This window comes from Thermohahella caldifontis, from assembly GCF_041153465.1.
GTDB lineage: Bacteria > Pseudomonadota > Gammaproteobacteria > Pseudomonadales > Oleiphilaceae > Thermohahella > Thermohahella caldifontis.
The window spans coordinates 2,025,847-2,049,155 of the sequence record NZ_CP154858.1 but is presented as its reverse complement, the minus strand read 5'-3'; the positions used below and the strand labels follow the sequence as shown (position 1 = coordinate 2,049,155).

The window sequence follows — 23,309 nt, the reverse complement described above, 5'->3', positions numbered from 1 at the left end:
CAGTCACCTCAACGGCTGAGCAGGTAATGGCCCACGTACCACTCCTTGCCATCCCGGTAGCCGAACAGTTCCTCGCAGGCCATGAAGAACATGCGCCAGCGGTTGATCCAGCGGCCGGACTGCGCGCGCCCGTAAGTCTCGTTGAAGATCTCGCGGATCTCGTCAGCATGGGCATCCATGTTGTTCAGCCAGGCCCGTGCCGTTCGGGCATAGTGGGTGCCGTTGACCTGCCACTGCTGGCGCACGGGCAGGACGGCCTGTGTCCGGCTGAAGATGTCGAAACTGGGCATGACGCCGCCGGTGAAGAAATGCCGGGCCATCCAGTCAGACTCGCCCTGATCCTCGAACGGATACATGAAGCGGTCATGGCAGAAGATGTGAATGAAGAAGGTGGCATCCGGTGCCATCCACTGCCGGACCCGGGCAAAGAGCCCCGCGTGGTCACGGACGTGCTCGAGCATTTCGACGCTGACAATGCGGTCAAAGGTGCCATTGAGTTCCAGCGTGTTGACGTCGCGGGTGAGCACGGTCAGGTTGGTCAGGCCCCGTTCCCGGGCGCGCTGATCGATGAACTGCTTCTGGGACCGGGAGTTGGACACGGCGGTAATGTGCGAATTGGGGAAGCGTTCGGCCATGAACAGGCTCAGCGATCCCCAGCCACAGCCCAACTCAAGAATGCGCTGACCGTCATCCAGTTCCGCACGGGCCAGATAAAGCTGGAGCATGGCACGCTCGGCGTCAGCAAGGGTGCTGTCATCCCGCTCGAACAGGCAGGCGCTGTACTTGAGATGCGGGCCGAGCACGCGCTGGAAGAACTCGGGAGGCAATTCGTAATGCTGCCGGTTGGCCTCGTCGGTGGCCACGGCCACGCGGCCCTGTCCGGGGCGCAGGGCGTCCGGGTTGACGGGGCGGCGTTCACACTGCTTCAGGCGTTCGCCGCAGAGCTTGCGAATGCCCATGCGAATGACGGGGTCGGGGAACCAGCCGTTTTCAGCCATGTTGATCAGATTCATGTTTCGGTCTCCAGGGAATGAAGGATGAGGTGGTGCGCTGGTAGCGTCGGTAGTCGTTCCCCCGGCTGCGCAGCGCCTGCTTTTCGGTGTGGGGAATGCCCGTCACCGCGTACAGGAAGGCGAACACCAGCAGGGGAAAGCCCCACAGCAGGGTGCCACCGGGCGAGTTCAGGGCGAGCAGCGGCCAGGTGAAGCTGTGCAGCCACTCGAAGAAGTAGTTGGGGTGACGGGAATAGCGCCACAGGCCGTCACGACAGGTGCGGCCGCGGTTTTCCGGGCGGCGCCGAAAGGCATCCAGCTGCCGGTCGGCGATACGCACACCGGCCTGACCGATGACCCACAGCGCCAGTCCGGGCGCCAGTGCCCATGCCGGAGGCAGTGTGCCCTCTGCCAGCACGCGCGCCGGCCAGGTAAAGAGCCAGACGAAACCCGCCTGGGCCAGATAGAACAGGCCAAAGACCCAGGGGGCACGCGGGCCCGCCCAGTTGCGCAGGGCACGGTAGCGGCCGTCCTCCTCCGGGTCCCGGGCCACGCGCCGCAGCAGATACAGGGCCAGGCGGCCGTAGGCAAGCACATAAAGCACGGCCGTCAGCGCACGGAGCAAAAAATCGCCCTGTCCGGTCAGCGCGAAGGCGGCACCGAACAGCGCCGTGCAGGCGGCCCACAAGACATCCACCCAGCCGGCGTTCTCCGAGCGCACCTGCCGCCACCAGGCGATGGCAAACAGGGCGAGGAGCAGGACCCAGACCGGATTCAGATCAGACATGGCTGGCCTGTCCCAGCCATTGGGGGCGATCCGCCCCGTCGCGGGTCAGCAGCAGGTGCACGTCGCTGATGGCGCGCTCCAGAAACCCGCCTTCACAGTAGCACAGGTAGAACCGCCACATGCGGATGAAGCGCTCGTCGTAGCCCAGGGCACGCACGGTATCCAGCTTCGCCTCGAAGCGCTCGCGCCAGGCCCGCAGGGTCAGTGCATAGGAGGCACCGATATCCTCGAGGTTGAACAGGCGCAGTCCCGCCTGCGCGGCGGATGACGTCAGCACGGAGACACAGGGAATGAAGCTGCCCGGGAAGATGTAACGCTTGATGTAATCGACTTCGTTCAGCGCTGCCTCATAACGCTGGTCATCGATGGTGATGGCCTGGATGAGCGCCTGTCCGCCGGGCTTGAGCCGGTCATGCAATGTCCGGAAGTAGGTATCCAGATACTGATGCCCCACGGCCTCCACCATTTCGACCGACACCACCTTGTCGTAGGTCCCGGTCAGGTCCCGGTAGTCTTCCAGCAGCAGGGTGACGCGATCGTCGAGGCCGGCCTCTGCGACACGGCGCTGCGCCTCCTCATACTGTTCGCGGGACAGCGTGGTGGTGGTGACCCGGCAACCATAGTGCCGGGCCGCGTAGATGGCCAGTCCGCCCCAGCCGGTGCCCACTTCCAGCAGGTGATCGTCGGGCGTGAGCATCAGCTTGTCACAGATGTGGCGCAACTTGGCTTCGCTCGCCTCTTCGAGTGTCTCCTGGCCAGTCCGGTACAGGGCACTGGAGTACATCAGGCGCGAGTCCAGGAACAGGCGGAAGAAATCATTGCCCAGATCGTAGTGGGCCGCGATGTTCTTGCGCGAACCCGAACGGGTGTTGCGGTTCAGGGCGTGCCAGAGCCAGTCGGCCGCCGAGCGCACGGCCGCCAGACCGCGACCGAAACCCTCGAGTACGTCTCGGTTGCGCAGCAGCAGCCGGATCAGTGCCGTCAGGTCCGAACAGGCCCATTCGCCCTCCAGATAGCTTTCTGCAGCGCCATTGGGGCCACCCAGCATCAGGCGGGTGTAGAACTGGCCGTTCAGCACCGTCAGGGTCACCGCCAGTTCCGCGCCCTGCGGGTCGCCGAATGTCTCCCGGCCCTCACTGTCCACCAGGGTCAGTGAGCCGTTCTCAAGCTGGCGCAACCGCTTGAGAATCAGGGACCGGGCCAGGCGTGCGGGTCGATCGAGTGTGGCAAGCGGGGGTGTCATCAGGGGCATGTTCATGAAAGTCTCCTTTCCGGATGCGGGTAGAACGGGACCCGCTTGAGTTTGAGTTTGAGGGCCTGCCAGTAGATGCCCCAGACCGTGCGTGCAGTCATGAAGGGAAAGCGCAGGGGTGCCTTCAGCGCCGCCCCGTGCGTCAGGGGCTCAAGGGTCAGCGCCTGCACGGCCTCGAAGCAGCGCTGGCCGTTCTCCAGCAGTGTCATGTGAATGTGGACCTTCTCCTCGCTGAGCCGGAAGCGCCACCGATAGGTCAGGTGCATGGGCATGAAGGGCGAGACGTGGAAGGTCTTGTCAAAGGTGGCCTGGGAGACCCCGTCCGCCACGTCGCTGAAGCGCTGGACATAGTGGTGGCGTTCATGCCACGGAGTGTTTTCGATTTCCGACAGCACCGCCAACGGCCGGTCCTGCGCATCCAGACAGAAGTAGAAGACGACCGGATTGAAGCAGAAGCCCCACCAGGACGGGTTGCCGAGCAGGATGACGCGGTGGATGTCCAGGTCAGGGTGATGCGCGAGGACAGCCGTCCTGACGGCTTCGCGAAGGTCGCTGACGTCGGGGCGAAAATAGTGGGCACGGTTGACCCGCACCACGGCCGGCCGGCGGGTGGACCAGCCCGGCAAGGCGTCGAGTGTGTCCCACTGCGCCACGTCAATCCACAGCATGCACTGGGGGTAGTCAAAGGCGTGAGCCACCGGTGTGTAACGCCGGTGCCAGACATGCCCGGTCGCCAGAGCCTTATGCCGCATGCGAGGTCGCCTCCCGCTGAATCTGGTCAACCACGGTCAGGGCGCTGCGCACACCATCCTCATGGAATCCCCAGCCCCAGTAGGCACCGCAATACCAGGTGCGCTGCTGGCCACTGATGTCGGCATGGCGGCGCTGGGCCCGCAGCGTTTCCGTGGTGTACTGGGGGTGGGCGTAGGTGCGGGTGAGCCAGATCGTGTCCGGGTCAATCTGGTGTTCGGCATTGAGTGACACGATGACCGGCGTTTTCACCGGCAGGTTCTGCAGCAGGTTCATCCAGTAGCTGACCTGACAGTGGCTGCGGGCATCCCGGGTCACCCGTGCATTCCAGCTCGCCCAGGCCGCGCGGGCAGGCGGCAGCTGGCGGACATCGTGATGCACCGTCACATGGTTGGAGGCATAGCCGATGTTACCCAGCACAGCCTGTTCGGCTGCGGAGGGATGATCCAGCAGAGCGAGTGCCTGATCGCTGTGGCAGGCCATGACGACGCCATCGAATTCGGCCGGGCCGGCCTCGGTCAGGAGCGTCACGCCCCCTGCGTGGCGCCGCACCGCATGCACCGGCTGCCGGGTCAGGAGGGTGCCCCTGAACTGCCGGATCAGCGCCTGCACATAGGTATCCGATCCACCCCGGACGGTCAGCCACTGAGGCCGTTCATTGACCTGCAACATGCGGTGATTGGCCATGAAGGCCACGAAATAGCGCGCAGGGAAGTGGCGGGCAAAGTCCATGGAGGAACTCCAGAGGGCGGCTGCCATGGGAAGAATATGGCCTTCGCTGAATGCCGGGCTGTAGCCGTTCTGATCCAGGTACTCGCCCAGGGTCAGGGTGTCATCGTCGCTGTCCAGCAAGGCCGGTGCTTCGCGGTAGAAGCGACGCAGGTCCCACAGCATGCGATAGAAGTCGGGGCGCAGCAGGTTGCGCTTGCGCGCCAGCAGGCGGCCGAGGCCGGCAGCGCCGTAGACCAGATCCAGCCCTTCGTGGACGACACTGAAGCTCATGTCGCTGGCCTGGGCCTCGACACCGAGCGCATCCAGCATCTTGCAGAAGTTCGGGTAGTTGTGGCGGTTGAAGACGATGAACCCGCTGTCCACGCGTACCTGCTGGCCTTCGATGTCCAGTGTGTGGGTATCCGTGTGCCCGCCGGGTTTGTCTCCGGCTTCGAAGACCGTCACCTCATGGTCATGCTGCAGGTGCCAGGCGGCCGTCAGGCCTGAAATGCCGCTTCCGATAATGGCGAGCTTCATGCCACACCTCCCGATTCGCCGGTCTGCCCGGTGGGATTGAGCGCGGCCGTTGTCGCAGCCTTCGGGGTGGATGCCACCTCCGGGTTGAGCTTGTGCGCCGGCACCGGCCTCAGGTCCCGCACCCAGCCCAGCTTTTCCATGCCCAGAAGGATGTACCAGGTGATGTCCACTTCCCACCAGCGAAATCCCTGGCGCGCACTCGCGGCATAGTGATGGTGATTGTTGTGCCAGCCCTCGCCCAGGGTGAGCAGCGCCAGCCAGAAGTTGTTGCGACTGTCATCCCGTGTGGCATAGCGCCGCGAGCCAAACCGGTGGGCCAGCGAGTTGATGGCCAGCGTGGCGTGAATCAGCAGCACGGTGGACACCACATAGCCCCAGAGGAACATCTCCAGAGCCGAGGTGCCAAGAGACGGCGCCAGCCAGGCCAGCAGGGCACCCAGGCCTGCCCAGAACAGGCCGTAGGCGATCACGACCACCAAGTCGAAGCGGTCGAGCCAGACCAGCTCCGGGAAGCGCTCCAGATCCTTGACGCGCCCGGCCGGTGCGTGAAAGCCCTTGCGACTCAGGAACCAGCCACAGTGGCTGCGCAGGAACCCATGTCGCGGCGAGTGGGCATCGCGATCGGTATCCGCATGCTGATGATGATGGCGATGGTGGGCGGCCCACCAGAGCGGCCCGCGCTGCGTGGCGGTGGTGCCGAGCAGGGCACCGATGAACTGCACCGTCCGGGACATGCGGAATGCCTTGTGCGACAGGCCGCGATGATAGAAAGCGGTGATGCCGAACATGCGGATCAGGTAAGAGACTGCGCAGGCCATGAGCGCCGCCGTGGAGGCACCTTGCCAGAGGGCCCAGACAGCTGCGACATGGAGCGCAATGAAGGGCCAGATGCGCCGCCAGTCGACGCGGTCGTCGTCGGGCGCAACGGTCTGGGCGCGTCGTGCATTGTCGAGCCAGCGAAGCAGTGTCCGAGTCATGTGTTCTCCCATTCATTACGGTGTGTCCTGGGTCCCAGAGTCGCCCGTGCGGCGTGAAAAAGGCGTGAATGAGCGTGAAAAAGCCCTTCACACCGGCTTCACGGGCCCGCGCTCAAGCTGGACGGCAGATACAGGAGAGGAGTCAGCAAGATGTCCCGATGGTGGTGGCCGGTATGGCTGAGTGTATTGACCGGATGTGCGGCAGAGCCGCCGCGGAGTGTGGCCCCGTACCTGGAACGGGCGCCGGCAGGCACCTTCGGGCCGATTGATGCGGAGCCCAGGCTGGCCGGATTCCGGGATGTGTTCACGCACCTGGACAGTCCGGACCTGCCCGGGCGGATCGGCGCCGCCTACGCCGAAACCTTCTGGTTCAATGATACCTTTCACACGCTTCAGCGACGGGACCAGCTCGTGCAGTACTTCATGAGTCTGCAAGGCAAGTCCCGGACGACCGTCACGCTGCTGGATGTGGCCGTGATGGGTGATCATGCCCTGCTGCGCTGGACCATGCGCATCGAGTTCAGCCTGTTGTGGAAGGACTTGGACGTGCGCTCCACGGGCATCACCCACCTGCACTGGAACGAGGACGGCCAGATCGACCTGCATCAGGACTACTGGGATGGCGTGGAAGGGTTTTACGTGCACATCCCCGTGCTCGGCGGCCTGCTGCGCGCGGTACGTGCACGGCTGGGCGAGGTGCCGGAATGATCCCGCCGATTACGCGGGCGCTGGTGCTGGCCCTGTGGTCAGTTTGGCTCTTGCCGGCAGTGCATGCGGCCGGGACGCACGCACCCGCTTCTTCTGCCTCTCCGCCTGTTTCAGGTCCAGCTCAACAGTCGGCCACGTTAGTGCAATGCACGACCGCTCCCCTGAAAGCCTTTGTGGTCTTCAGCGTGGGGGAGGCGGGGCTTTGGCGTCCGGATTGTTCGGCGAGATGGCCTGCAGGGAAGGATCAGTCACTGGTGCTGACCTTCCGCTACAGCCGCGAGATCCCGGCGAGGGCCTTTCGTGAAGCGGCCGAAAATTTCCTGTTAAAGAACGGCGTGACACTGACACCCGCGTTGCAGGCCTTCAACGACCGGTATCGGGACGTGAAGGACGGGGATGCCTACAGGTTAGATTACCAGCCCGCACAGGGGCTGACGCTGTCTCTGAACGGTGAGGTGCTGGCCCGGCTGGACAGCGACACCGGCTGGCTCTACTTCGCAATCTGGCTCGGCGAACAGCCCTTCAACACGACCCTGAAGGCCCGGTTGCTGGGGCGAGAATGAGCACGCTCAGACAACGCCGTTCTTCCTGAGTGCTCTGTGAATCTTGCGGGCCATGCGCGCGAGCTTTTCGAGATCATCCAGCGTGGGTGTTTCACCCGCAGCGAGGCGCTGCTCCCAGTCTTCCACCTGCAATTCCAGAAACTCCAGCAGTTTCCTGGAGCAGCCGTTGCAATCCAGCTGGCACAGACGGCTGTCCGGTGCATCCAGGGAAAGGTCGGCCGCACTTGGCCGAGCAGGTCGGCCATGGCGGTGCGGGCATCCGGCTTTCTCAGCCGAGTGTGTTCAGCCATTGCCGTGCCCGCTCTGCGGCCGCACGTACCTGGGCCGGTGCGGTGCCACCCAGATGGTTGCGGGCGTTGACCGAGCCTTCCAGTGTCAGCACGTCGAAGACATCCGCGCTGATGGTCCCGGAGAACTGCTGCAACTCCTCCAGGCTGAGTTCGCTGAGGTCCTTGTGCTGTGAAATGGCATAGGCCACCGACTTGCCCACCACTTCATGGGCATCCCGGAAGGGCATGCCCTTGCGGACCAGGTAGTCCGCCAGATCAGTGGCGGTGGAGTAGCCCCGCAGCGCCGCCTCGCGCATGACCTCACGGCGAGGGGTGACAGCGGGCATCATGTCCGCATAGGCGCGCAGACAGCCCTTGACGGTGTCCACGGTGTCGAACAGGGGTTCCTTGTCTTCCTGATTGTCCTTGTTGTAGGCCAGCGGCTGGCTCTTCATGAGGGTCAGGAGGCTGATCAGGTGGCCGTTCACCCGTCCGGTCTTGCCGCGTACCAGCTCGGGCACATCCGGGTTCTTCTTCTGCGGCATGATGGAGGAGCCGGTACAGAAGCGGTCGGGCAGGTCAATGAAGTTGAACTGGGCGGACGTCCAGAGTACCAGCTCTTCGGAGAAGCGGGACAGGTGGGTCAGCAGCAGGCTCGCAAAGGCACAGAACTCGATGGCAAAGTCCCGGTCGCTCACCGCGTCCAGGGAGTTTTCTGCCGGAGCATCAAAGCCCAGCAGGCGTGCCGTCAGCGTGCGGTCGATGGGGAAGGTGGTGCCGGCCAGTGCCGCGGCGCCCAGGGGCATGATGTTGACGCGCTTGCGGCAGTCCTGAAGCCGGCCGTAGTCGCGCCGGAGCATCTCCAGCCAGGCCAGCATGTGGTGGCCGAAGGTGACGGGCTGGGCCGTCTGAAGATGCGTGAAGCCGGGCATGATGGTGTCGGCTTCGGCTTCGGCCTTGTCAATCAGGGCCTGCATGAGCCGCTTCAGCTCGCCGCTGATGAGATCGATCTCGTCACGCAGGTAGAGGCGGATATCCGTGGCCACCTGGTCATTGCGCGAGCGGCCGGTATGGAGCTTCTTGCCCACCGGGCCGATGCGCCGGGTCAGGGCGGCTTCAATGTTCATGTGCACGTCTTCAAGCTCAACGGACCATTCGAAGCGACCGGCCTCGATGTCGTCACGGATGCTTTCCAGTCCGCTGATGATCTGCTGCACTTCGTCCTGCGTCAGCACGCCGGCTTCACCGAGCATGGTGGCATGGGCGATGGAACCCTGAATGTCCTGCCGGTACATGCGCTGGTCGAACTGAACAGAGGCGGTAAAGGCCTGAACAAAGGCGTCGGTGGACTCGCTGAAGCGGCCCCCCCAGAGGCTGTGACTGTCCTTCTCTTTTGTCATGACGGGTTTTGTCTCATACTAGGCGGAATGTGGTGCGATTATATCAGGGAATGGCGATGACAACAGGCCAACTGCTGCCGGATCTGCGCGGTGTCCAGCCGCTGGTGCTGACCATACTGGCGGCAGTGCTGATGGCCATTCTGTTCACGCTGGTTCACAGCGGCCCGGGCCGGTTTGACTGGAATTATCTCTCCGGCACGGCCATCTTCATGATCTGGACGGGCATTACCGGGCTCTGGCTGCTCGGCGGGCCGCTGCGTGGCTGGCTGGCGCGGCGCCCCCTGCACCGTCAGGGGGCCTGGGCACTGGTGGTGCTGGAAGCCGTTACGCTGACCTATGCGCTGCTGGCGGACGGCATGCTGCAGTGGGCCGTATCCGGTCGCTATGGCGGGCCGGACGGTGCCTTCGTGCTGCATGTGGCGCTGGTGGGGCTCATCCTGTTCGGTCTGCTCATGCGGTATCTGTATCTGGGTGCCCTGGCCCGTGTGCAGCAGCAGGCGGCGCTCAACGCCCGTCTGGATGCGTTGCAGGCGCGCATCCGCCCTCATTTTCTGTTCAACAGCCTCAATTCCATTGTTTCCCTGATCAGCCGCGCCCCGGCGCAGGCGGAAGAGGCGCTGCTGGATCTCTCCGAGCTGTTCCGGGCGGCGCTGCAGGAATCGCGGACACTGGTACCGGCATCCGAAGAGTTGCGCCTGGGCCGCAGTTACCTGAATATGGAGGCGTTGCGGCTGGGCGAGCGCCTGACGCTGGACTGGCAGGTGCCGGCACTGCCACCCCAGGCGCGTCTGCCGGCGCTGAGCCTGCAGCCTCTGCTCGAGAACGCCATCTATCACGGCATCCAGCCCCTGCCTGAAGGCGGGACCATCCGGGTGCAGGTGGAAATCCGCCGTGGCTATCTGTATGTGGTGATCTCCAACACCTGGCGACCGGAGGCTGCCGGAGAGACCGCCGGCAACCGCATGGCCTGGGGGAACATCGAGGCACGCCTGCAGGCCTGTTTCGGCCCCCGGGCCGTGCTCAAGCAGAGTCAGCAGGGCGAGTGGTTCACGGTCACCCTGCGCGTGCCGGTCAACCCGGAGGCGGACTGAGATGCGTGTACTGGTGGTGGATGATGAGCCGCTGGCCCGCGGGCGTCTGGTGGATCTGCTGGAGCGCATTCCGGGCATGGAGGTGGTGGGCGAGGCCGCGGACGGCCACACGGCGCTGGACATGGCCCGGCGGCTGCACCCCGAGGTGGTGCTGCTGGATATCCGCATGCCGGGGATGGACGGGCTGAGCGTGGCCCGGGAACTGGCGGCCAGTCCGCGCCCGCCGGCAGTCATCTTCTGCACCGCCTATGACGACAAGGCACTGGAGGCCTTTCGGGTGGCGGCGGTGGACTACCTGGTCAAACCGGTGCGGCAGTCGGACCTGGAGGCGGCGCTGCAACGCGCCCGGACCCTCAACCAGGCGCAGCTGGCGGCACTGGAAAGCGAACCGGACACGCCGGTGCTGGTCTGTCAGGATACGGGCGGGGTGGTTCGTGTGGACGTGGCGACCCTCTATTACCTGATGGCGGATCAGAAATACGTCACCGTGGTGCATGCCGGGGGAACCTGCCTCACCGATCAGTCCCTGCGTGAGATTGAGCAGCAGATTGGCGATCCGCTGGTGCGAATTCACCGCAACACCCTCGTCAACCGCCATTTCGTGCTGTCCCTGGGGCGTGATGCGGAAGGCCATTATCTGACCCTGCGCAACGTGCCGGAGCGTCTGCGTGTCAGCCGCAGACTGTACCCCACGGTGAAAGCGCTGTTCGGGGCAGCCTGATCCGAACCTGCCCCATATCAAGACATTTTCTGCCACAGCCGTTATCCTTGGCGCAAATGCATTCGGGGAATGAAGATGACGCAACAGAAACTCATAATCGCCACACGCAAGAGTGCGTTGGCCATGTGGCAGGCCGAACATGTGAAGGCGCGGCTGGAAGCCCTGCATCCGGGACTGACGGTGGAACTGCTGGGCATGACCACCAAGGGCGACCGGATTCTGGATGTGCCGCTGGCCAAGGTGGGTGGCAAGGGGTTGTTCGTGAAGGAACTGGAGAACGCTTTGCTGGAAGGGCGTGCCGACCTGGCCGTTCACTCCATGAAGGATGTGCCCATGGAGTTTCCCGACGGGCTGGGACTGACGGCCATCCTGGAGCGGGAAGTGCCCACGGATGCCCTGGTGTCCAACCGTCATGCCACCCTGGATGAATTGCCACCGGGGGCGGTGGTGGGCACATCCAGTCTGCGCCGGCAGTGCCAGCTCAGCGCCCTGCGTCCGGACCTGAAGATCGCCTCCCTGCGCGGCAACGTGAATACCCGCCTTGCCAAGCTGGATGCGGGGGAGTATGACGCCATCATCCTGGCCGCTTCCGGCCTGAAACGGCTGGGCTTTGGCGACCGCATCCGGCAGGAACTGCCTCCCGAGACCTCTCTGCCTGCCGTGGGGCAGGGCGCGCTTGGCATTGAAAGCCGGCTGGCGGATGAACGGGTGACCGCACTGGTGGCACCGCTGATTCACGCGCAGAGCCAGCGTTGCGTGGCGGCGGAAAGAGCCATGAACCACCGTCTTCAGGGTGGCTGTCAGGTGCCCATTGCCGGCTATGCCGTGGAAGCGGACGGACAGCTCTGGCTGAGGGCACTGGTGGGAGCGCTGGACGGGTCGCGCATCATCCGCGCCGAGGCGCGCGGTGACCTTTCCGACCCGGAAGGGCTGGGCGTGCGCGTGGCGGAAGATTTGCTCCGGCAGGGTGCGGACGCCATACTGCGTGAAGTGTATGGGCAGGATGTCCGTTAATCCGGTCATACTGCTGACGCGCAGCGCGGCCGAGAATGCACCTCTGGCCGACGCGCTGAAGGCGCAGGGTGCCGGGGTTCGGGAATTGCCCGTCTTCGAGCCCCGGGCGTTGCCCCTGGAAGGCGCCGACAGAACCCGCCTGCTGAATCTGGACCAGTATCACCACGTGATTGTGGTCAGCAAGCCGGCGGCACGCTTTCTGGCGGAAGCGGTGGACACCTGGTGGCCGCAGTGTCCGGTCGGACTGAACTGGTATTGTCCGGGCGAGGGAACGCGCCAGGTGCTGGAGTCGGCCCTGCCCGTACGTGTGCGGACCGGCTCGCCCGCGACCAGTGAGGGCTTGCTGGACCTGCCGGCCCTGCAGGCGGTGGCGGGCCAACGGGTGCTGATCGTCCGGGGTACGGAGGGGCGGGAACTGCTGGCATCAACGCTTACGGAGCGCGGTGCTCGGGTGGAATACCTGCCCGTCTATCAGCTTGCGCTGCAGACTTATCCCGATGAAATGCTGAAGGCGGCCTTTGCGCCCCCTCTGCAGCATGTGCTGGCACTGTCCGCACGCACCTGGGATCAGCTTTGCCGGTGGGGTACCCGTGTGGGCACGGACTGGCCGGCGCTGACGGTCTGGGTGCCCTCCGGGCGGGTGGCGGAACAGGTGGCGGCATCCGGTGCACAGGTAAAAGTGCTGACAGACCTTGACACGCATGGCCTCGTCCGTCAGATTCTGAGTACAACGTCCTGAACCAGACAGGGAAATACCGGTGAGCAATCCTGACGACACTTCCAAAAAGAACCCAGACACCGACGCCCGCCCCGAGCAGCCGGAAAGCCCGCCCGAACAGGTGGCGCCTGCTCCGGACAGTGCAGGACCGAAGGGCACTCCCTCCGGGGCCGCCTCATCACCTGAGCCTGCTGCCGAAAAGACACCACCTGAAACGGCAGACCGTACTATTGACGGCGCCGCAACCACCGATGCACCGCAATCCGCACCCACGCAACCGACAGCCTCCGCCGCGGATGCACGCCAGGGCCCACCAGTGCAGCCGGTACCGCAGGCGTCCGGGGGCGGTGAAGACAGGCCCGTGCGGCTCTGGCCCCTGTGGCTGGTCTGCATTCTGGTTCTGATCCTCTCTTTGCTGCTGGGCGCCGGTGGCTGGATGCTCTGGCAGCAGCAACAGCAACTGCGTACGGACGTGAACACCCTGTCCGAACTGCGTGACAGTGTGCGAACCGAGCGGGAGCGCATTCTGGATGAAGCCTCGACACGGCTCAGGGAAACGCTGGCGCTGACGGAAGAGCGGCAGAAGGCGACGGAAGAGAGACTGCAGGCCCAGCTCAGTCAGCTGGCAGCCAAGGTATTGCAGCAGTCCGCCACCTCGCGGACGGATTGGCTGCTGGCCGAGGCCGAATACCTCTTGCGACTGGCCAACCAGCGTCTGGCGCTGGAGCGGGATGTGAAGGGTGCGGCCAAACTGCTGGAGGCGGCCGATGCCGTCGTCGCGGAAGCGGATGATCCGGCCCTGTACCCGGTGCGCGAGGCGCTGGCACAGGAGCTAGCGGCACTCAAGGCCACCGGCCTGCCGGATCGTACAGGCCTGTTCCTGCGCCTCAACGCACTGGCCGCGCAGGTGGACAAGCTGAATCAACGCGTGTTTGTGGCCCCGGTGGAAACCGCCACCTCCGTGGGGGATGCGTCGGCGACTGCTGAAACGAGCTGGGATGGCCGTCTGGCGAGACTGAAACAGCAGGTTGAAAAGTATCTCGTCATCCGCCGGCTGGATGCGCCCGTCGAGCCGTTGCTGTCTCCGGATCAGATCGCCTATCTCAAGGCCAACCTGCGACTGATGCTCGAGCAGGCCCAGCTTGCTGTCCTGCAGCAGAACCAGGAGGTGTATCAGGCCAGTCTGGACAAGGCCTCCGAATGGCTGCAGCGCTGGCTGGTGGGACAGGATGCCTCGACACGGGCTCTGCTGAATGAACTGGAGGCACTCCGGAAAGTTGAGATCCGGCCCGGACTTCCGGACATCAGCGGCTCCCTGCGGCTGCTCAAGGGCGTGATCCGTCAGATGGATGGCGGGGAGGCCGGCAAATGATCCGGCTGATTATTGTTCTGGTCATTGCGCTGTCTCTGGGCGTGGGCCTGGGCCTGCTGATCGTGGAAGATGCGGGTTATGTGCGCATCAGCTGGCAGAACTGGCTGCTGGAAACCAACGTCTGGATCGGCGGTGCGCTGCTGATTCTGGGCTATATCGGTCTGGCTCTGATTTGGAAAGCCGTCCGGCGATTTCTCGGCTTGCGGACCGATCTGGGCCGCTGGCTCAATGATGCGGGCAGCGAGCGCGCCCGGCGCCGTACCGTGAAGGGACTGATTGCCTATGCCGAAGGGGACTGGAAGCGTGCCCTGCGCCTGCTCAGCCGGGCAGCACCGCTTTCCGATACGCCGCTGATCAACTACCTTGCTGCGGCCCAGTGTGCACAGGAACTGGGGCAGTATGATGAGGCCGATCGCCTGCTGAACGCGGCGCTGGAATCCACACCCGGCGCCGAGGTAGCGGTCGGGGTGACCCAGGCGCGGTTGCTCCATGCCCGCAACCAGATGGAAGCCTGCCTGTCCACGCTCAAGCGTCTGAGGGAGATCCGGCCCCGGCATCCGCTGGTCCTTCAGCTGCTGGCCGAGGTCCATGAACGCCTGGAAGACTGGTCGCAACTGGTCGGCCTGATCCCCGAGCTGGAGAAAACGCGTGTGGTTCCGCAAGAGAAGCTGCGGGATCTCGAGCGCCGGGCATGGGTGGGGCGCTTTGAAGCCGAGGGCGAGAAGCTGGCCCGCCAGCAGGGTGCAAGCCGAACTGCCGAGCCGCTCAATCAGCTTTGGGATGCGCTGCCGTCACACCTGCGCGAGGATGATGCGGTGGTGGATGCCGCCGTGCGTCAGTGGGTCCGGCTTGGCGAGGCGGACATGGCCGAAAGAATCCTGCGCAAGGTACTGCGCCGCCGCTGGTCGGCCCGTCTGGTCAGGGAATACGGTATATTGCCCACCAGCGAGCCCAAGGAACAGCTTCTGTGTGCGGAGAACTGGCTCAAGGAACGCCCGGCAGATCCGGACCTGCTGCTGACGCTGGGACGGCTCTGCCTGCGCAATCAGCTCTGGGGGCGGGCGCGGGAGTACTTCGAGGCCGCACTCAAGCAACGCCGGGATACGGAGACTCTGTTCGAGCTGGGGCGACTGGATGCCCATCTTGGCAAGCCGGAGGCAGCCTGCAAGGTGCTGCTCTCCGCCATTGGCGACAGCGTCAAGCTGCCGGAGCTTCCCCAGCCTTCACGTTAATCTTTCTGATGCGTCACACCCCCGGCGGGCGTGGCGCATATTCCAGTACATCCGAGAGAAAATGGTCTTCGGGCAGGCCGCAGGAGCGGGCTGCATCGAGCACCCCGTACGCCAGAGACGGAGATCCACAGGCGATCAACAGAGCCTGCTTCCAGTCATGCCGGTCGCAGCGCATGGCGTTGATCAGTGCCGCGTGATGGCCTTCCCAGGCGCCGTCATCTTCGCCTTCCGCCAGGGGCACAAAGGTAAAGCCGGGATGGACGGACTGCCAGTGTTCGGCCAGATCCCGCAGGTAAAGTTCCTGTACCGTGCGACCACCCCAGTAAAGGGTCAGGGGGTTGTCGAAGCCCTGCTCAAACAGGTATTCGCAGAGGGCCTTGGCTTGGGAGAAACCCGTGCCGGCCACCGCAAGCACCACTTCACCGTCGGGGAGGTGGTCGAGGTAGCAGCGTCCGAGAGGCAGAACGGCCGGAACGCTGTCGTGTTCACGCAGCCAGTCCATGACCGCACAGGCGCGTGTCTGTTCCGGATGGGCCTGAATGTGCAGTTCCAGCACCGGCTGGCCCGGGGCGTTGGCGATGGAGAAGAACGCATCATTGACGCCGGGCACCTGAAGCTGCAGGTACTGGCCTGCATGCCAGGTCACACCCGGAGGCAGGTCAAACAGAACGCGATAGATGGCATTGCTCAGCGTTTCGATACGCTGTCGTGCTAACGGTACGGTGATCACTTCAGAAGTCTCCGATGCCCAGGCTGTCCCAGATGTCATCCACCCGCTGTCTGACGGCCGGGTCCATGGTGATGGGCGTGCCCCACTCGCGCCGGGTCTCGCCGGGCCACTTGTGCGTGGCGTCCAGCCCCATCTTGGAACCCAGCCCCGAAACCGGCGAAGCAAAGTCCAGATAGTCGATGGGCGTGTTTTCAATCATGACCGTGTCCCGGGCCGGATCCATCCGCGTGGTCAGGGCCCAGATCACATCCTTCCAGTCCCGTGCATTGATGTCGTCATCGGTCACGATCACGAACTTGGTGTACATGAACTGTCTCAGGAACGACCAGACCCCCATCATGACGCGCTTGGCATGGCCGGGATACTGCTTGCGCATGGTCACCACGGCCAGCCGGTAGGAACAGCCTTCCGGCGGCAGATAGAAATCCGTGATCTCCGGAAACTGCTTCTGCAGGATGGGGATGAACACCTCGTTCAGGGCGACGCCCAGAATGGCCGGTTCATCCGGCGGACGGCCCGTGTAGGTACTGTGGTAGATGGGCTGTCTGCGGTGGGTCAGGCGCTTGACGGTAAAGACCGGAAACTGCTCCACCTCGTTGTAGTAGCCGGTGTGATCCCCGAAGGGGCCTTCCGGTGCCATGTCGCCCGGTTCGATCACGCCTTCCAGGACAAATTCGGCACTGGCCGGCACCTGCAGGTCATTGGTAAGGCACTGGACCACCTCGGTCCGGTGACCGCGCAACAGGCCGGCAAAGGCATATTCGGACAGGGCGTCGGGAACAGGCGTCACCGCACCCAGTATGGTGGCGGGATCCGCACCCAGTGCCACGGCAACCGGGAAGGGCTCGCCGGGGTGGGCCTGCTGCCAGTCGCGGAAGTCCAGGGCGCCGCCCCGGTGCGACAGCCAGCGCATGATGAGCCGGTTCCGGCCGATGAGCTGCTGGCGGTAGATCCCCAGGTTCTGACGCGCCTTGTGAGGTCCCCGGGTGACCACCAGCGGCCAGGTGACCAGCGGACCGGCATCCCCCGGCCAGCAGGTCTGGATGGGCAGTTTGTAGAGATCCACCTCGTCGCCTTCCAGCACCACTTCCTGGCAGGGCGCGCGGCTCACCACCTTCGGGCCCATGGTCATGACCTGTTTCAGGATGGGGAGCTTGCCCAGCGCGTCCCGGAAGCCCCTGGGGGGATCCGGTTCCTTGAGCCAGGCCAGCAGGCGGCCCACTTCACGCAGGGCGGAAACATCCGGCTGTCCCATGCCCAGTGCCACACGTTCCGGGGTGCCGAACAGGTTGCCCAGCACGGGAATATCGTAGCCCCTGGGATTTTCGAACAGCAAGGCCGGACCGCCCGCCTTCAGCGTGCGGTCGCAGATTTCCGTCATTTCCAGATACGGATCAACGGGGACGCTGATCCGTTTCAGTTCCCCCCGTTGTTCCAGTGCGCGGATGAAATCGCGCAGATCCTTGTAGCGGGTGCTCACATCAACGCTTCTTCATGGCCTGGAAGAATTCGTCATTGGTCTTGGTGGTCTTGAGCTTGTCGATGAGGAACTCGGTGGCTGCCACATCGTCATCCATGGCATGCAGGAGCTTGCGCAGGATCCAGACGCGCTGCAGCTCGCCTTCCTCCATGAGCAGCTCTTCCCGGCGGGTACCGGAACGGCGGATGTTGATGGCCGGGAATACGCGCTTCTCGGCAATGCGCCGGTCCAGATGCACTTCCATGTTGCCGGTGCCCTTGAATTCCTCGTAGATGACCTCGTCCATCTTGGAGCCGGTGTCCACCAGTGCCGTGGCGATGATGGTCAGGCTGCCGCCTTCTTCCACGTTCCGGGCTGCACCGAAAAAGCGCTTGGGACGCTCGAGGGCGTGTGCGTCCACACCGCCGGTCAGTACCTTGCCGGAAGACGGGATGATGGTGTTGTAGGCACGGGCGAGGCGGGTGATGGAATCGAGCAGGATGACCACGTCCTTCTTGTGCTCCACCAGCCGCTTGGCCTTCTCAAGTACCATTTCGGCCACCTGGACGTGACGCGCAGGGGGTTCGTCGAAGGTACTGGCCACCACTTCGCCGCGCACGGTGCGCTGCATGTCCGTCACTTCCTCCGGGCGCTCGTCGATGAGCAGCACCATCAGGTAACACTCCGGGTTGTTGCGGGTGATGGACTGGGCAATGTTCTGCATCAGCAGGGTCTTGCCGGCCTTCGGCGGCGATACGATCAGTCCCCGCTGTCCCTTGCCGATGGGGGCCACCAGATCCAGGATCCGGGCGGACAGGTCTTCCGAGCTGCCGTTGCCCTGTTCGAGAACCAGACGCTCATGGGGGAACAGGGGTGTCAGGTTTTCGAACAGAATCTTGTTGCGGCTGCGCTCGGGCTTGTCGAAGTTGATCTCGTCCACCTTGAGCAGGGCGAAGTAACGCTCACTTTCCTTGGGCGGGCGGATCTTGCCGGAGATGCTGTCACCGGTACGCAGGTTGAAGCGGCGGATCTGACTCGGCGAGACGTAAATGTCGTCCGGGCCGGCCAGGTAGGAGCTGTCCGCGGAACGCAGGAAGCCGAAGCCGTCCTGGAGGATTTCGAGGACGCCGTCACCATAGATGTCTTCGCCGCTCTTGGCATGTTTTTTCAGAATGCTGAAGATAACGTCCTGCTTGCGCGAGCGTGCCAGGTTCTCCAGCCCCATTTCTTCGGCAATGGCCAGAAGTTCGGGAACGCTTTTTTTCTTGAGTTCGGTAAGATTCATAATGGATGGTGTTCTGACAGGTTGGGTTTCAGGAAGGATGGTTTGGAATTCAGTCAGGGCAGAACGGTCCCGGGCGGTCGCCGTTCGGTCAGCCAGCAGTATAGTGTTTAATCACCGGGGCGTCCAGTTGTCCGCCCCGGCATGTCAGGCAAGGATAACCTGCCTGCCGCGCAATCAGAGATTGCTGTCGAGGAATGCTGTCAGCTGGGACTTGGACAGTGCGCCGACCTTGGTGGCGTCCACGTTGCCGTTCTTGAACAGCATCAGCGTCGGAATGCCGCGGATGTTGTACTTGGGCGGTGTGGCTTCGTTCTCGTCAATGTTCAGCTTGCAGACCTTGAGGCGGCCGGCATACTCTTCGGCAATTTCTTCCAGTACCGGTGCAATCATCTTGCACGGGCCGCACCACTCCGCCCAGTAGTCCACCAGAACCGGCAGTTCAGCCTTCAGCACTTCCTGCTCAAAGGTATCATCAGTGACGTTGATAATGTGTTCGCTCATCTTGGATCCTGTAGCCTGTTGGAGAAATCGGATTTCCGCGCTTGGCAGTGGAGGGTTATCGCTGCTTTTGTCCGGCGGATCGTCTATGATATTCGGATGCTCCTAATATAAGCCTTCGCCAGAGGATTTCAACCTATCCATGTCATTGGCTGACACTATCGACACCCCGGCCGGGGAAGAAGGCCGTACGCTGGCGGCCATCGACATCGGTTCCAACAGTATTCACATGGCCATCGCCACGGTACAGGGCGGAACTCTGCGCATCCTGGAAAAGTATGGCGAGAAAACCCAGCTGGCGGCGGGCCTGGACGACCAGAACTGTCTTGATGAGCCGGCACAGGCGCGGGCGCTGGACTGTCTGAAGCGGTTCGGACAGCGGCTGGCCAATGTGCCGCGCAGCGATGTGCGCCTGGTGGCGACGAGTGCCATGCGCGTGGCGAAGAATTCGGCGCAGCTGTGCAGCCGAATCCGCCAGTTGCTGGGGGTGCCGGTGGAAGTGATCAGTGGCCGGGAGGAAGCGCGCCTGATCTATGTGGGGGTCAGCCACACCATCGAGGATGACGACAGTCAGCGTCTTGTGGTGGATATCGGCGGCGGCTCCACCGAGTTCATCATCGGTCGCGGCCATGAGCCATTGGAACTCGAAAGCCTGCACATGGGGTGTGTGGGCTATCGTGAACGTTTCTTCGGAGATGACAGCATTTCCCGCAAGGCTTTCCGCCGGGCGGTGGTGGCGGCGGAGCTGGAGGTCCAGGCCATCCGTACCGCGTTCAGACGCTGCGGCTGGTCGCGGGTGATCGGTTCATCCGGATCGGTGAAGGCCATCGAACTGGCCCTGATGGAAAATGGCCTCAGCCGCGGCGGTATCACCCGGGCAGGGCTGGAGGCCCTGATTGATCGCGTGCTGCAACTGGACAAGGCGTCGGATCTGGCGGGACTGGGTATCAAGAAGGACCGTCACAGTGTCTTCGTGCCGGCACTGGCCATTCTCTGGGGGACCTTCAATGAGCTGGAGCTGGACGATATGGAGTTCAGCGACGGTGCCCTGCGTGAGGGTGTCCTCTTTGACCTGTATGGCCGGCTGCATGACCGGGACATCCGGGATGCGAGTGTCCGCGCGATGCAGCAGCGTCATGCCGTGGACCAGTTGCACGCACAGCGGGTGGCCAGGACGGCCGAATCGCTTTTCGGTCAGGTGGCGGAGCAGTGGTCTCTGGGTGATGAGGATCTGCGGTTGCTGAAGTGGGCCGCGGCACTGCATGAAGTGGGGCTGGCGGTGGCGCACAGCCAGTTCCACAAGCACGGGGAATATATCGTCCGCAATTCGGACATGCTGGGCTTCGGCAGGCGCCAGCAGCAGGCGCTGGCCACGCTCGTGCGGACGCACCGGCGCAAGTTCCTTCCCGAACTGTTCGAGGGCCATGACGAGGAAGAGCGCCCCAGGCTGCAGCGTCTGGCGGTGCTGCTGCGTCTGGCCGTTCTGCTCAATCGTGCCCGGGCGGGCGTCGATACGCCCGTGCCGCCGGTCACGGCTTCGGAGGTCACGCTGATGCTGAACGTGGACGAAGACTGGATGGAGCACAATCCGCTCATCGTGGCCGAACTGGAGCAGGAAGATCAGTACCTGCGCAAGTCAGGCTTCGCGCTCAAGCTGGGCCAGTAGGTCTTCCAGGGCCTCGCTGGCGTCCAACCATTCGCTTTCGGTTTCCTCCAGCGCCTGCTTCAGGCGGGCCTGTTCATTGAGCAGACGGGTCAGGTCATCCTTGCGCGCCGGATCATAGAGGGCATTGTCCCCCAGCGTTTCGGTCACGGCGGCCAGTTCTTCGCCCAGGCGGGCCATGCGCGCTTCCGCCTCTTCAATACGCTTGCGCAGCGGCCGGGTCGCTTCCCGCATCCGGGCCGCTTTCTGCTTGCGGGCCTTGCGGGCTTCTGCTGTTTCACCGGGGGCATTGTCCCGCGACGCCGGCGGCGCTTCGGACTGTCGTCTGGCTCTGAACTGGCCCAGCAGGTGCCGTTCATAGGCATCCAGCGAGTCGGTCCAGGGGCGCACCCGGCCGTCTTCCACCAGCAGATAGTCATCACAGAGTGCACGCAGCAGGTGGCGGTCATGGGAGACGAGTACCACGGCCCCGGCAAAGGACTCCAGCGCCAGAATCAGCGCGTGGCGCATTTCGATATCCAGGTGGTTGGTGGGCTCGTCCAGCAGCAGCAGATTGGGCGCCTGCCAGGTGATGCCGGCCAGTACCAGGCGGGCCTTTTCGCCGCCGGAAAAGTGGCGGACCGGTGAATCTGCCATGTCTCCGCTGAAGGCGAAGCTGCCCAGATAACGCCGCAGCTCCGCCTCGGACGCCTTCGGATCGATGCGCTGCAGGTGCAGCAGGGGCGAGGCCTCCGGGTCCAGTTGTTCCAGCTGGTGCTGGGCAAAATAGCCGATGCGCAGGTGAGCGCCTTCCGTTCGCTGTCCCGCCAGGACCGGCAGCGCACCTGCCAGCGTCCGGATCAGGGTGGACTTGCCGGCACCGTTGTGCCCCAGCAGCCCCAGGCGGCTTTCCGGCTGCAGCGTCAGTGAAATGCCGGCGATCACGGGTTTTCCGGGATAACCGGCGGTCACCTGTTCCAGGGCCAGCAACGGTGCGGACAGCTTGTCATGACAGGGGATGGAGAAGGTGAACGGGCTGTCCACATGGGCCGGTGCGATGCGCTCCATGCGCTCCAGTTCCTTCATGCGGCTCTGGGCCTGCCGGGCCTTGGTGGCCTTGGCTCCGAAGCGGCGCACGAAGTCTTCAATGTCACGGATCCGGCGTTGCTGCTGTTCATAGAGGGCCTGCTGCTGGGCCAGTTTTTGTGCCCGGGCCTCTTCGAACTGGCTGTAGTTGCCGGTATACAGCTGAATGCGCCGGTTTTCCACATGCAGGATGTGGGTGGCGAGCCGATCCATGAAATCCCGGTCGTGGGAGATGATGAGCAGGGTGCCCTGGTAGCCGAGCAGCCAGTCTTCCAGCCACACCAGGGCATCCAGATCCAGGTGATTGGTCGGTTCGTCCAGCAGCAGCAGGTCGGACGGCTGAATCAGGGCCCGGGCAAGATTGAGACGGATCTGCCAGCCACCGGAAAACTCGGCCACCTTGCGCTGACTGTCGCCGGGTTGGAATCCGAGGCCGGCCAGCAACTGTTCGGCCTGATTGGGCAGTGACCAGGCGGACAGAGCGTCCAGTTCGGCATGGGCTGTGGCCATGGCCTGGTCATCCCCGGACTGTTCGGCGCGCGCCAGTGCACGTTCCGCCTGGCGGAAGGGCTGGTGGCCGTCCAGCACATAGTCCAGCGCTGTGCGGGACGTGTCGAGGATATCCTGGGCCATGTGCGCCACCCGGGTATTGCCGGGCAGCACGATGCGGCCGCGATCCGGTTCCAGCTGCCCGAGAATCAGCGCAAACAGGGATGACTTGCCGCAACCGTTGCGACCGGTCACAAAGGCACGACAGCCATCCGGAAGGCTCAGGGTGGCGTCTTCGATCAGGTAATGGCCCCCGCGCTGGAGGGCGAGTGATTCGAGTGTCAGCATGGTCGCGGATTGTAACACAGGGATACGAAAAAACCTTGACGCCGGCGTCCGGACGGACGACTCTGATACATGACATATCCGGCCGGCTGAGCGTGGCGGCAGGCGGCTCCGGGGCCGGAGATTAACGGTTCGAGACGGCGCAGGCAACAGAAATGAAGTGGGTATTCCGGGCTCTGACACTGGTGTCGCTGATGGCGGCGCTGGCGCTGCCCCTGTTCATTCAGGACCGGCAGGGCAACAATCTTCTGGGCATCTCGCTACCCGGGGCGGACAAGGCACCTGCACTGGTCAGGGTGCCGGAAAGTCTGGAGCCTGAGGTGAAACGGCAGGTGTACAAGTGGCGGGATGCCGGAGGCATTCTGCATTACGGGGATACCCCGCCGGCCGGTGTCACTTACGAAACGCTCACTGTGAGCAATCGGGTGAACGTGATAAAGTCAATTCCGGTCAAACGTCCCCAGGCAGAGGATCCCGCAGGGATGACGGCAGCGGCTGAAGTCACGCCAAAGGCCATGCTGCCGCCGGCAACACAGGAGGTCCTGGAGGACGCGGAGAAGAAGGATGTGTTGTCCGTGGACCGGGCGCTGCATATCATGGAGGAGGCCAAGGCTGTGCGAGATCTGATGGAGGCGCGCAACCAGCAGCTTGAACATCTGGTGGGCCAGTGAAGGGCTGCCG

The 23,309-nt window shown here is 63.8% G+C and carries 22 protein-coding genes; 10 read left to right on the top strand and 12 right to left on the bottom strand.

Annotated elements, in window-relative coordinates; all coding sequences use genetic code 11:
* Positions 1-8: 8 nt before the first annotated feature.
* From AAIA72_RS09890 to AAIA72_RS09865, 6 genes are read right to left on the bottom strand one after another with little or no spacing between them, the layout of a single operon-like run.
* Positions 9-1,013: a cyclopropane-fatty-acyl-phospholipid synthase family protein gene (locus AAIA72_RS09890; protein ID WP_369600153.1), complete on the bottom strand. Its 1,005-nt coding sequence runs from the start codon at positions 1,011-1,013 to the stop codon at positions 9-11.
* Positions 991-1,779 carry a DUF1295 domain-containing protein gene (locus AAIA72_RS09885; protein ID WP_369600152.1) on the bottom strand — a complete coding sequence of 263 codons (789 nt, stop codon included), beginning with the start codon at positions 1,777-1,779 and terminating at the stop codon, positions 991-993. The genes AAIA72_RS09890 and AAIA72_RS09885 overlap by 23 nt, the downstream gene beginning before the upstream one ends.
* On the bottom strand, positions 1,772-3,037 hold the full coding sequence (locus tag AAIA72_RS09880; protein WP_369600151.1) for a class I SAM-dependent methyltransferase: 1,266 nt from the start codon (positions 3,035-3,037) through the stop codon (positions 1,772-1,774). Before AAIA72_RS09880 ends, AAIA72_RS09885 begins: the two co-directional genes overlap by 8 nt.
* A complete protein-coding gene (locus AAIA72_RS09875) occupies positions 3,034-3,783 on the bottom strand; it encodes a DUF1365 domain-containing protein (protein WP_369600150.1) in 750 nt (249 codons plus the stop codon). The genes AAIA72_RS09880 and AAIA72_RS09875 overlap by 4 nt, the downstream gene beginning before the upstream one ends.
* Positions 3,773-5,029 (bottom strand): NAD(P)/FAD-dependent oxidoreductase, encoded by a 1,257-nt coding sequence (locus tag AAIA72_RS09870; RefSeq protein WP_369600149.1) that lies wholly within the window; start codon positions 5,027-5,029, stop codon positions 3,773-3,775. Before AAIA72_RS09870 ends, AAIA72_RS09875 begins: the two co-directional genes overlap by 11 nt.
* On the bottom strand, positions 5,026-6,006 hold the full coding sequence (locus AAIA72_RS09865; protein WP_369600148.1) for an acyl-CoA desaturase: 981 nt from the start codon (positions 6,004-6,006) through the stop codon (positions 5,026-5,028). The genes AAIA72_RS09870 and AAIA72_RS09865 overlap by 4 nt, the downstream gene beginning before the upstream one ends.
* Positions 6,007-6,156: 150 nt before the next feature.
* On the opposite strand from AAIA72_RS09865, the gene AAIA72_RS09860 reads away from it, so the two are divergent.
* Both AAIA72_RS09860 and AAIA72_RS09855 read left to right on the top strand, forming a co-directional pair.
* Positions 6,157-6,714, top strand: a complete 558-nt coding sequence (locus AAIA72_RS09860) for a nuclear transport factor 2 family protein (protein WP_369600147.1) — start codon at positions 6,157-6,159, stop codon at positions 6,712-6,714.
* Between the two features lie 140 nt (positions 6,715-6,854).
* Positions 6,855-7,277 (top strand): chalcone isomerase family protein, encoded by a 423-nt coding sequence (locus tag AAIA72_RS09855; RefSeq protein ID WP_369600146.1) that lies wholly within the window; start codon positions 6,855-6,857, stop codon positions 7,275-7,277.
* Between the two features lie 268 nt (positions 7,278-7,545).
* Here the strand turns inward: AAIA72_RS09855 and argH are convergent, their stop codons facing one another.
* Positions 7,546-8,946, bottom strand: a complete 1,401-nt coding sequence (argH, locus tag AAIA72_RS09850; RefSeq protein WP_369600145.1) for an argininosuccinate lyase — start codon at positions 8,944-8,946, stop codon at positions 7,546-7,548.
* Positions 8,947-9,002: 56 nt separating this feature from the next.
* On the opposite strand from argH, the gene AAIA72_RS09845 reads away from it, so the two are divergent.
* The 6 genes from AAIA72_RS09845 to AAIA72_RS09820 all read left to right on the top strand — a co-directional run bounded on the left by AAIA72_RS09845 (position 9,003) and on the right by AAIA72_RS09820 (position 15,094).
* Complete coding sequence (locus tag AAIA72_RS09845) at positions 9,003-10,037, top strand: sensor histidine kinase (RefSeq protein WP_369600144.1); 1,035 nt, start codon at positions 9,003-9,005, stop codon at positions 10,035-10,037.
* A 1-nt stretch (position 10,038) separates the two neighbouring features.
* Positions 10,039-10,758: a LytR/AlgR family response regulator transcription factor gene (locus AAIA72_RS09840; protein ID WP_369600143.1), complete on the top strand. Its 720-nt coding sequence runs from the start codon at positions 10,039-10,041 to the stop codon at positions 10,756-10,758.
* A 75-nt stretch (positions 10,759-10,833) separates the two neighbouring features.
* A complete protein-coding gene (gene hemC / locus AAIA72_RS09835; protein WP_369600142.1) occupies positions 10,834-11,772 on the top strand; it encodes a hydroxymethylbilane synthase in 939 nt (312 codons plus the stop codon).
* Positions 11,762-12,511, top strand: a complete 750-nt coding sequence (locus tag AAIA72_RS09830; RefSeq protein ID WP_369600141.1) for a uroporphyrinogen-III synthase — start codon at positions 11,762-11,764, stop codon at positions 12,509-12,511. The genes hemC and AAIA72_RS09830 overlap by 11 nt, the downstream gene beginning before the upstream one ends.
* Positions 12,512-12,530: 19 nt before the next feature.
* Complete coding sequence (locus tag AAIA72_RS09825) at positions 12,531-13,862, top strand: uroporphyrinogen-III C-methyltransferase (protein WP_369600140.1); 1,332 nt, start codon at positions 12,531-12,533, stop codon at positions 13,860-13,862.
* Positions 13,859-15,094, top strand: a complete 1,236-nt coding sequence (locus AAIA72_RS09820; protein WP_369600139.1) for a heme biosynthesis HemY N-terminal domain-containing protein — start codon at positions 13,859-13,861, stop codon at positions 15,092-15,094. The genes AAIA72_RS09825 and AAIA72_RS09820 overlap by 4 nt, the downstream gene beginning before the upstream one ends.
* A gap of 13 nt (positions 15,095-15,107) precedes the next feature.
* Here the strand turns inward: AAIA72_RS09820 and AAIA72_RS09815 are convergent, their stop codons facing one another.
* The 4 genes from AAIA72_RS09815 to trxA form a co-directional block, all read right to left on the bottom strand.
* Positions 15,108-15,824: a hypothetical protein gene (locus tag AAIA72_RS09815; RefSeq protein WP_369600138.1), complete on the bottom strand. Its 717-nt coding sequence runs from the start codon at positions 15,822-15,824 to the stop codon at positions 15,108-15,110.
* 1 nt (position 15,825) lies between these two features.
* Entirely contained in the window at positions 15,826-17,304 is a 1,479-nt protein-coding gene (ubiD, locus tag AAIA72_RS09810) for a 4-hydroxy-3-polyprenylbenzoate decarboxylase (RefSeq protein WP_369600137.1), read from the bottom strand.
* Position 17,305: 1 nt separating this feature from the next.
* Positions 17,306-18,568 carry a transcription termination factor Rho gene (gene rho, locus AAIA72_RS09805; protein WP_369600136.1) on the bottom strand — a complete coding sequence of 421 codons (1,263 nt, stop codon included), beginning with the start codon at positions 18,566-18,568 and terminating at the stop codon, positions 17,306-17,308.
* A 174-nt stretch (positions 18,569-18,742) separates the two neighbouring features.
* Positions 18,743-19,069, bottom strand: coding sequence for a thioredoxin TrxA (gene trxA / locus AAIA72_RS09800; protein WP_369600135.1), 327 nt, complete (start codon positions 19,067-19,069; stop codon positions 18,743-18,745).
* A 139-nt stretch (positions 19,070-19,208) separates the two neighbouring features.
* Between trxA and ppx the strand changes: the two genes are divergently transcribed.
* Positions 19,209-20,732 (top strand): exopolyphosphatase, encoded by a 1,524-nt coding sequence (ppx, locus tag AAIA72_RS09795; RefSeq protein WP_369600134.1) that lies wholly within the window; start codon positions 19,209-19,211, stop codon positions 20,730-20,732.
* Here ppx and AAIA72_RS09790 read toward each other — a convergent pair.
* Positions 20,703-22,631 carry an ATP-binding cassette domain-containing protein gene (locus AAIA72_RS09790; protein ID WP_369600133.1) on the bottom strand — a complete coding sequence of 643 codons (1,929 nt, stop codon included), beginning with the start codon at positions 22,629-22,631 and terminating at the stop codon, positions 20,703-20,705. The genes ppx and AAIA72_RS09790 overlap by 30 nt on opposite strands.
* Positions 22,632-22,783: 152 nt before the next feature.
* On the opposite strand from AAIA72_RS09790, the gene AAIA72_RS09785 reads away from it, so the two are divergent.
* Positions 22,784-23,299 carry a DUF4124 domain-containing protein gene (locus AAIA72_RS09785; RefSeq protein ID WP_369600132.1) on the top strand — a complete coding sequence of 172 codons (516 nt, stop codon included), beginning with the start codon at positions 22,784-22,786 and terminating at the stop codon, positions 23,297-23,299.
* The last annotated feature ends 10 nt before the right edge of the window (positions 23,300-23,309 follow it).

What these genes read in the sequence shown, in the direction of transcription:
- AAIA72_RS09890 (WP_369600153.1), bottom strand. Translation starts at nt 1,013, where the DNA reads ATGAATCTGATCAACATGGCTGAAAACGGCTGGTTCCCCGACCCCGTC.
- AAIA72_RS09885 (WP_369600152.1), bottom strand. Translation starts at nt 1,779, where the DNA reads ATGTCTGATCTGAATCCGGTCTGGGTCCTGCTCCTCGCCCTGTTTGCC.
- AAIA72_RS09880 (WP_369600151.1), bottom strand. Translation starts at nt 3,037, where the DNA reads ATGAACATGCCCCTGATGACACCCCCGCTTGCCACACTCGATCGACCC.
- AAIA72_RS09875 (WP_369600150.1), bottom strand. Translation starts at nt 3,783, where the DNA reads ATGCGGCATAAGGCTCTGGCGACCGGGCATGTCTGGCACCGGCGTTAC.
- AAIA72_RS09870 (WP_369600149.1), bottom strand. Translation starts at nt 5,029, where the DNA reads ATGAAGCTCGCCATTATCGGAAGCGGCATTTCAGGCCTGACGGCCGCC.
- AAIA72_RS09865 (WP_369600148.1), bottom strand. Translation starts at nt 6,006, where the DNA reads ATGACTCGGACACTGCTTCGCTGGCTCGACAATGCACGACGCGCCCAG.
- AAIA72_RS09860 (WP_369600147.1), top strand. Translation starts at nt 6,157, where the DNA reads ATGTCCCGATGGTGGTGGCCGGTATGGCTGAGTGTATTGACCGGATGT.
- argH (WP_369600145.1), bottom strand. Translation starts at nt 8,946, where the DNA reads ATGACAAAAGAGAAGGACAGTCACAGCCTCTGGGGGGGCCGCTTCAGC.
- AAIA72_RS09845 (WP_369600144.1), top strand. Translation starts at nt 9,003, where the DNA reads ATGACAACAGGCCAACTGCTGCCGGATCTGCGCGGTGTCCAGCCGCTG.
- AAIA72_RS09840 (WP_369600143.1), top strand. Translation starts at nt 10,039, where the DNA reads ATGCGTGTACTGGTGGTGGATGATGAGCCGCTGGCCCGCGGGCGTCTG.
- hemC (WP_369600142.1), top strand. Translation starts at nt 10,834, where the DNA reads ATGACGCAACAGAAACTCATAATCGCCACACGCAAGAGTGCGTTGGCC.
- AAIA72_RS09830 (WP_369600141.1), top strand. Translation starts at nt 11,762, where the DNA reads ATGTCCGTTAATCCGGTCATACTGCTGACGCGCAGCGCGGCCGAGAAT.
- AAIA72_RS09820 (WP_369600139.1), top strand. Translation starts at nt 13,859, where the DNA reads ATGATCCGGCTGATTATTGTTCTGGTCATTGCGCTGTCTCTGGGCGTG.
- rho (WP_369600136.1), bottom strand. Translation starts at nt 18,568, where the DNA reads ATGAATCTTACCGAACTCAAGAAAAAAAGCGTTCCCGAACTTCTGGCC.
- trxA (WP_369600135.1), bottom strand. Translation starts at nt 19,069, where the DNA reads ATGAGCGAACACATTATCAACGTCACTGATGATACCTTTGAGCAGGAA.
- ppx (WP_369600134.1), top strand. Translation starts at nt 19,209, where the DNA reads ATGTCATTGGCTGACACTATCGACACCCCGGCCGGGGAAGAAGGCCGT.
- AAIA72_RS09790 (WP_369600133.1), bottom strand. Translation starts at nt 22,631, where the DNA reads ATGCTGACACTCGAATCACTCGCCCTCCAGCGCGGGGGCCATTACCTG.
- AAIA72_RS09785 (WP_369600132.1), top strand. Translation starts at nt 22,784, where the DNA reads ATGAAGTGGGTATTCCGGGCTCTGACACTGGTGTCGCTGATGGCGGCG.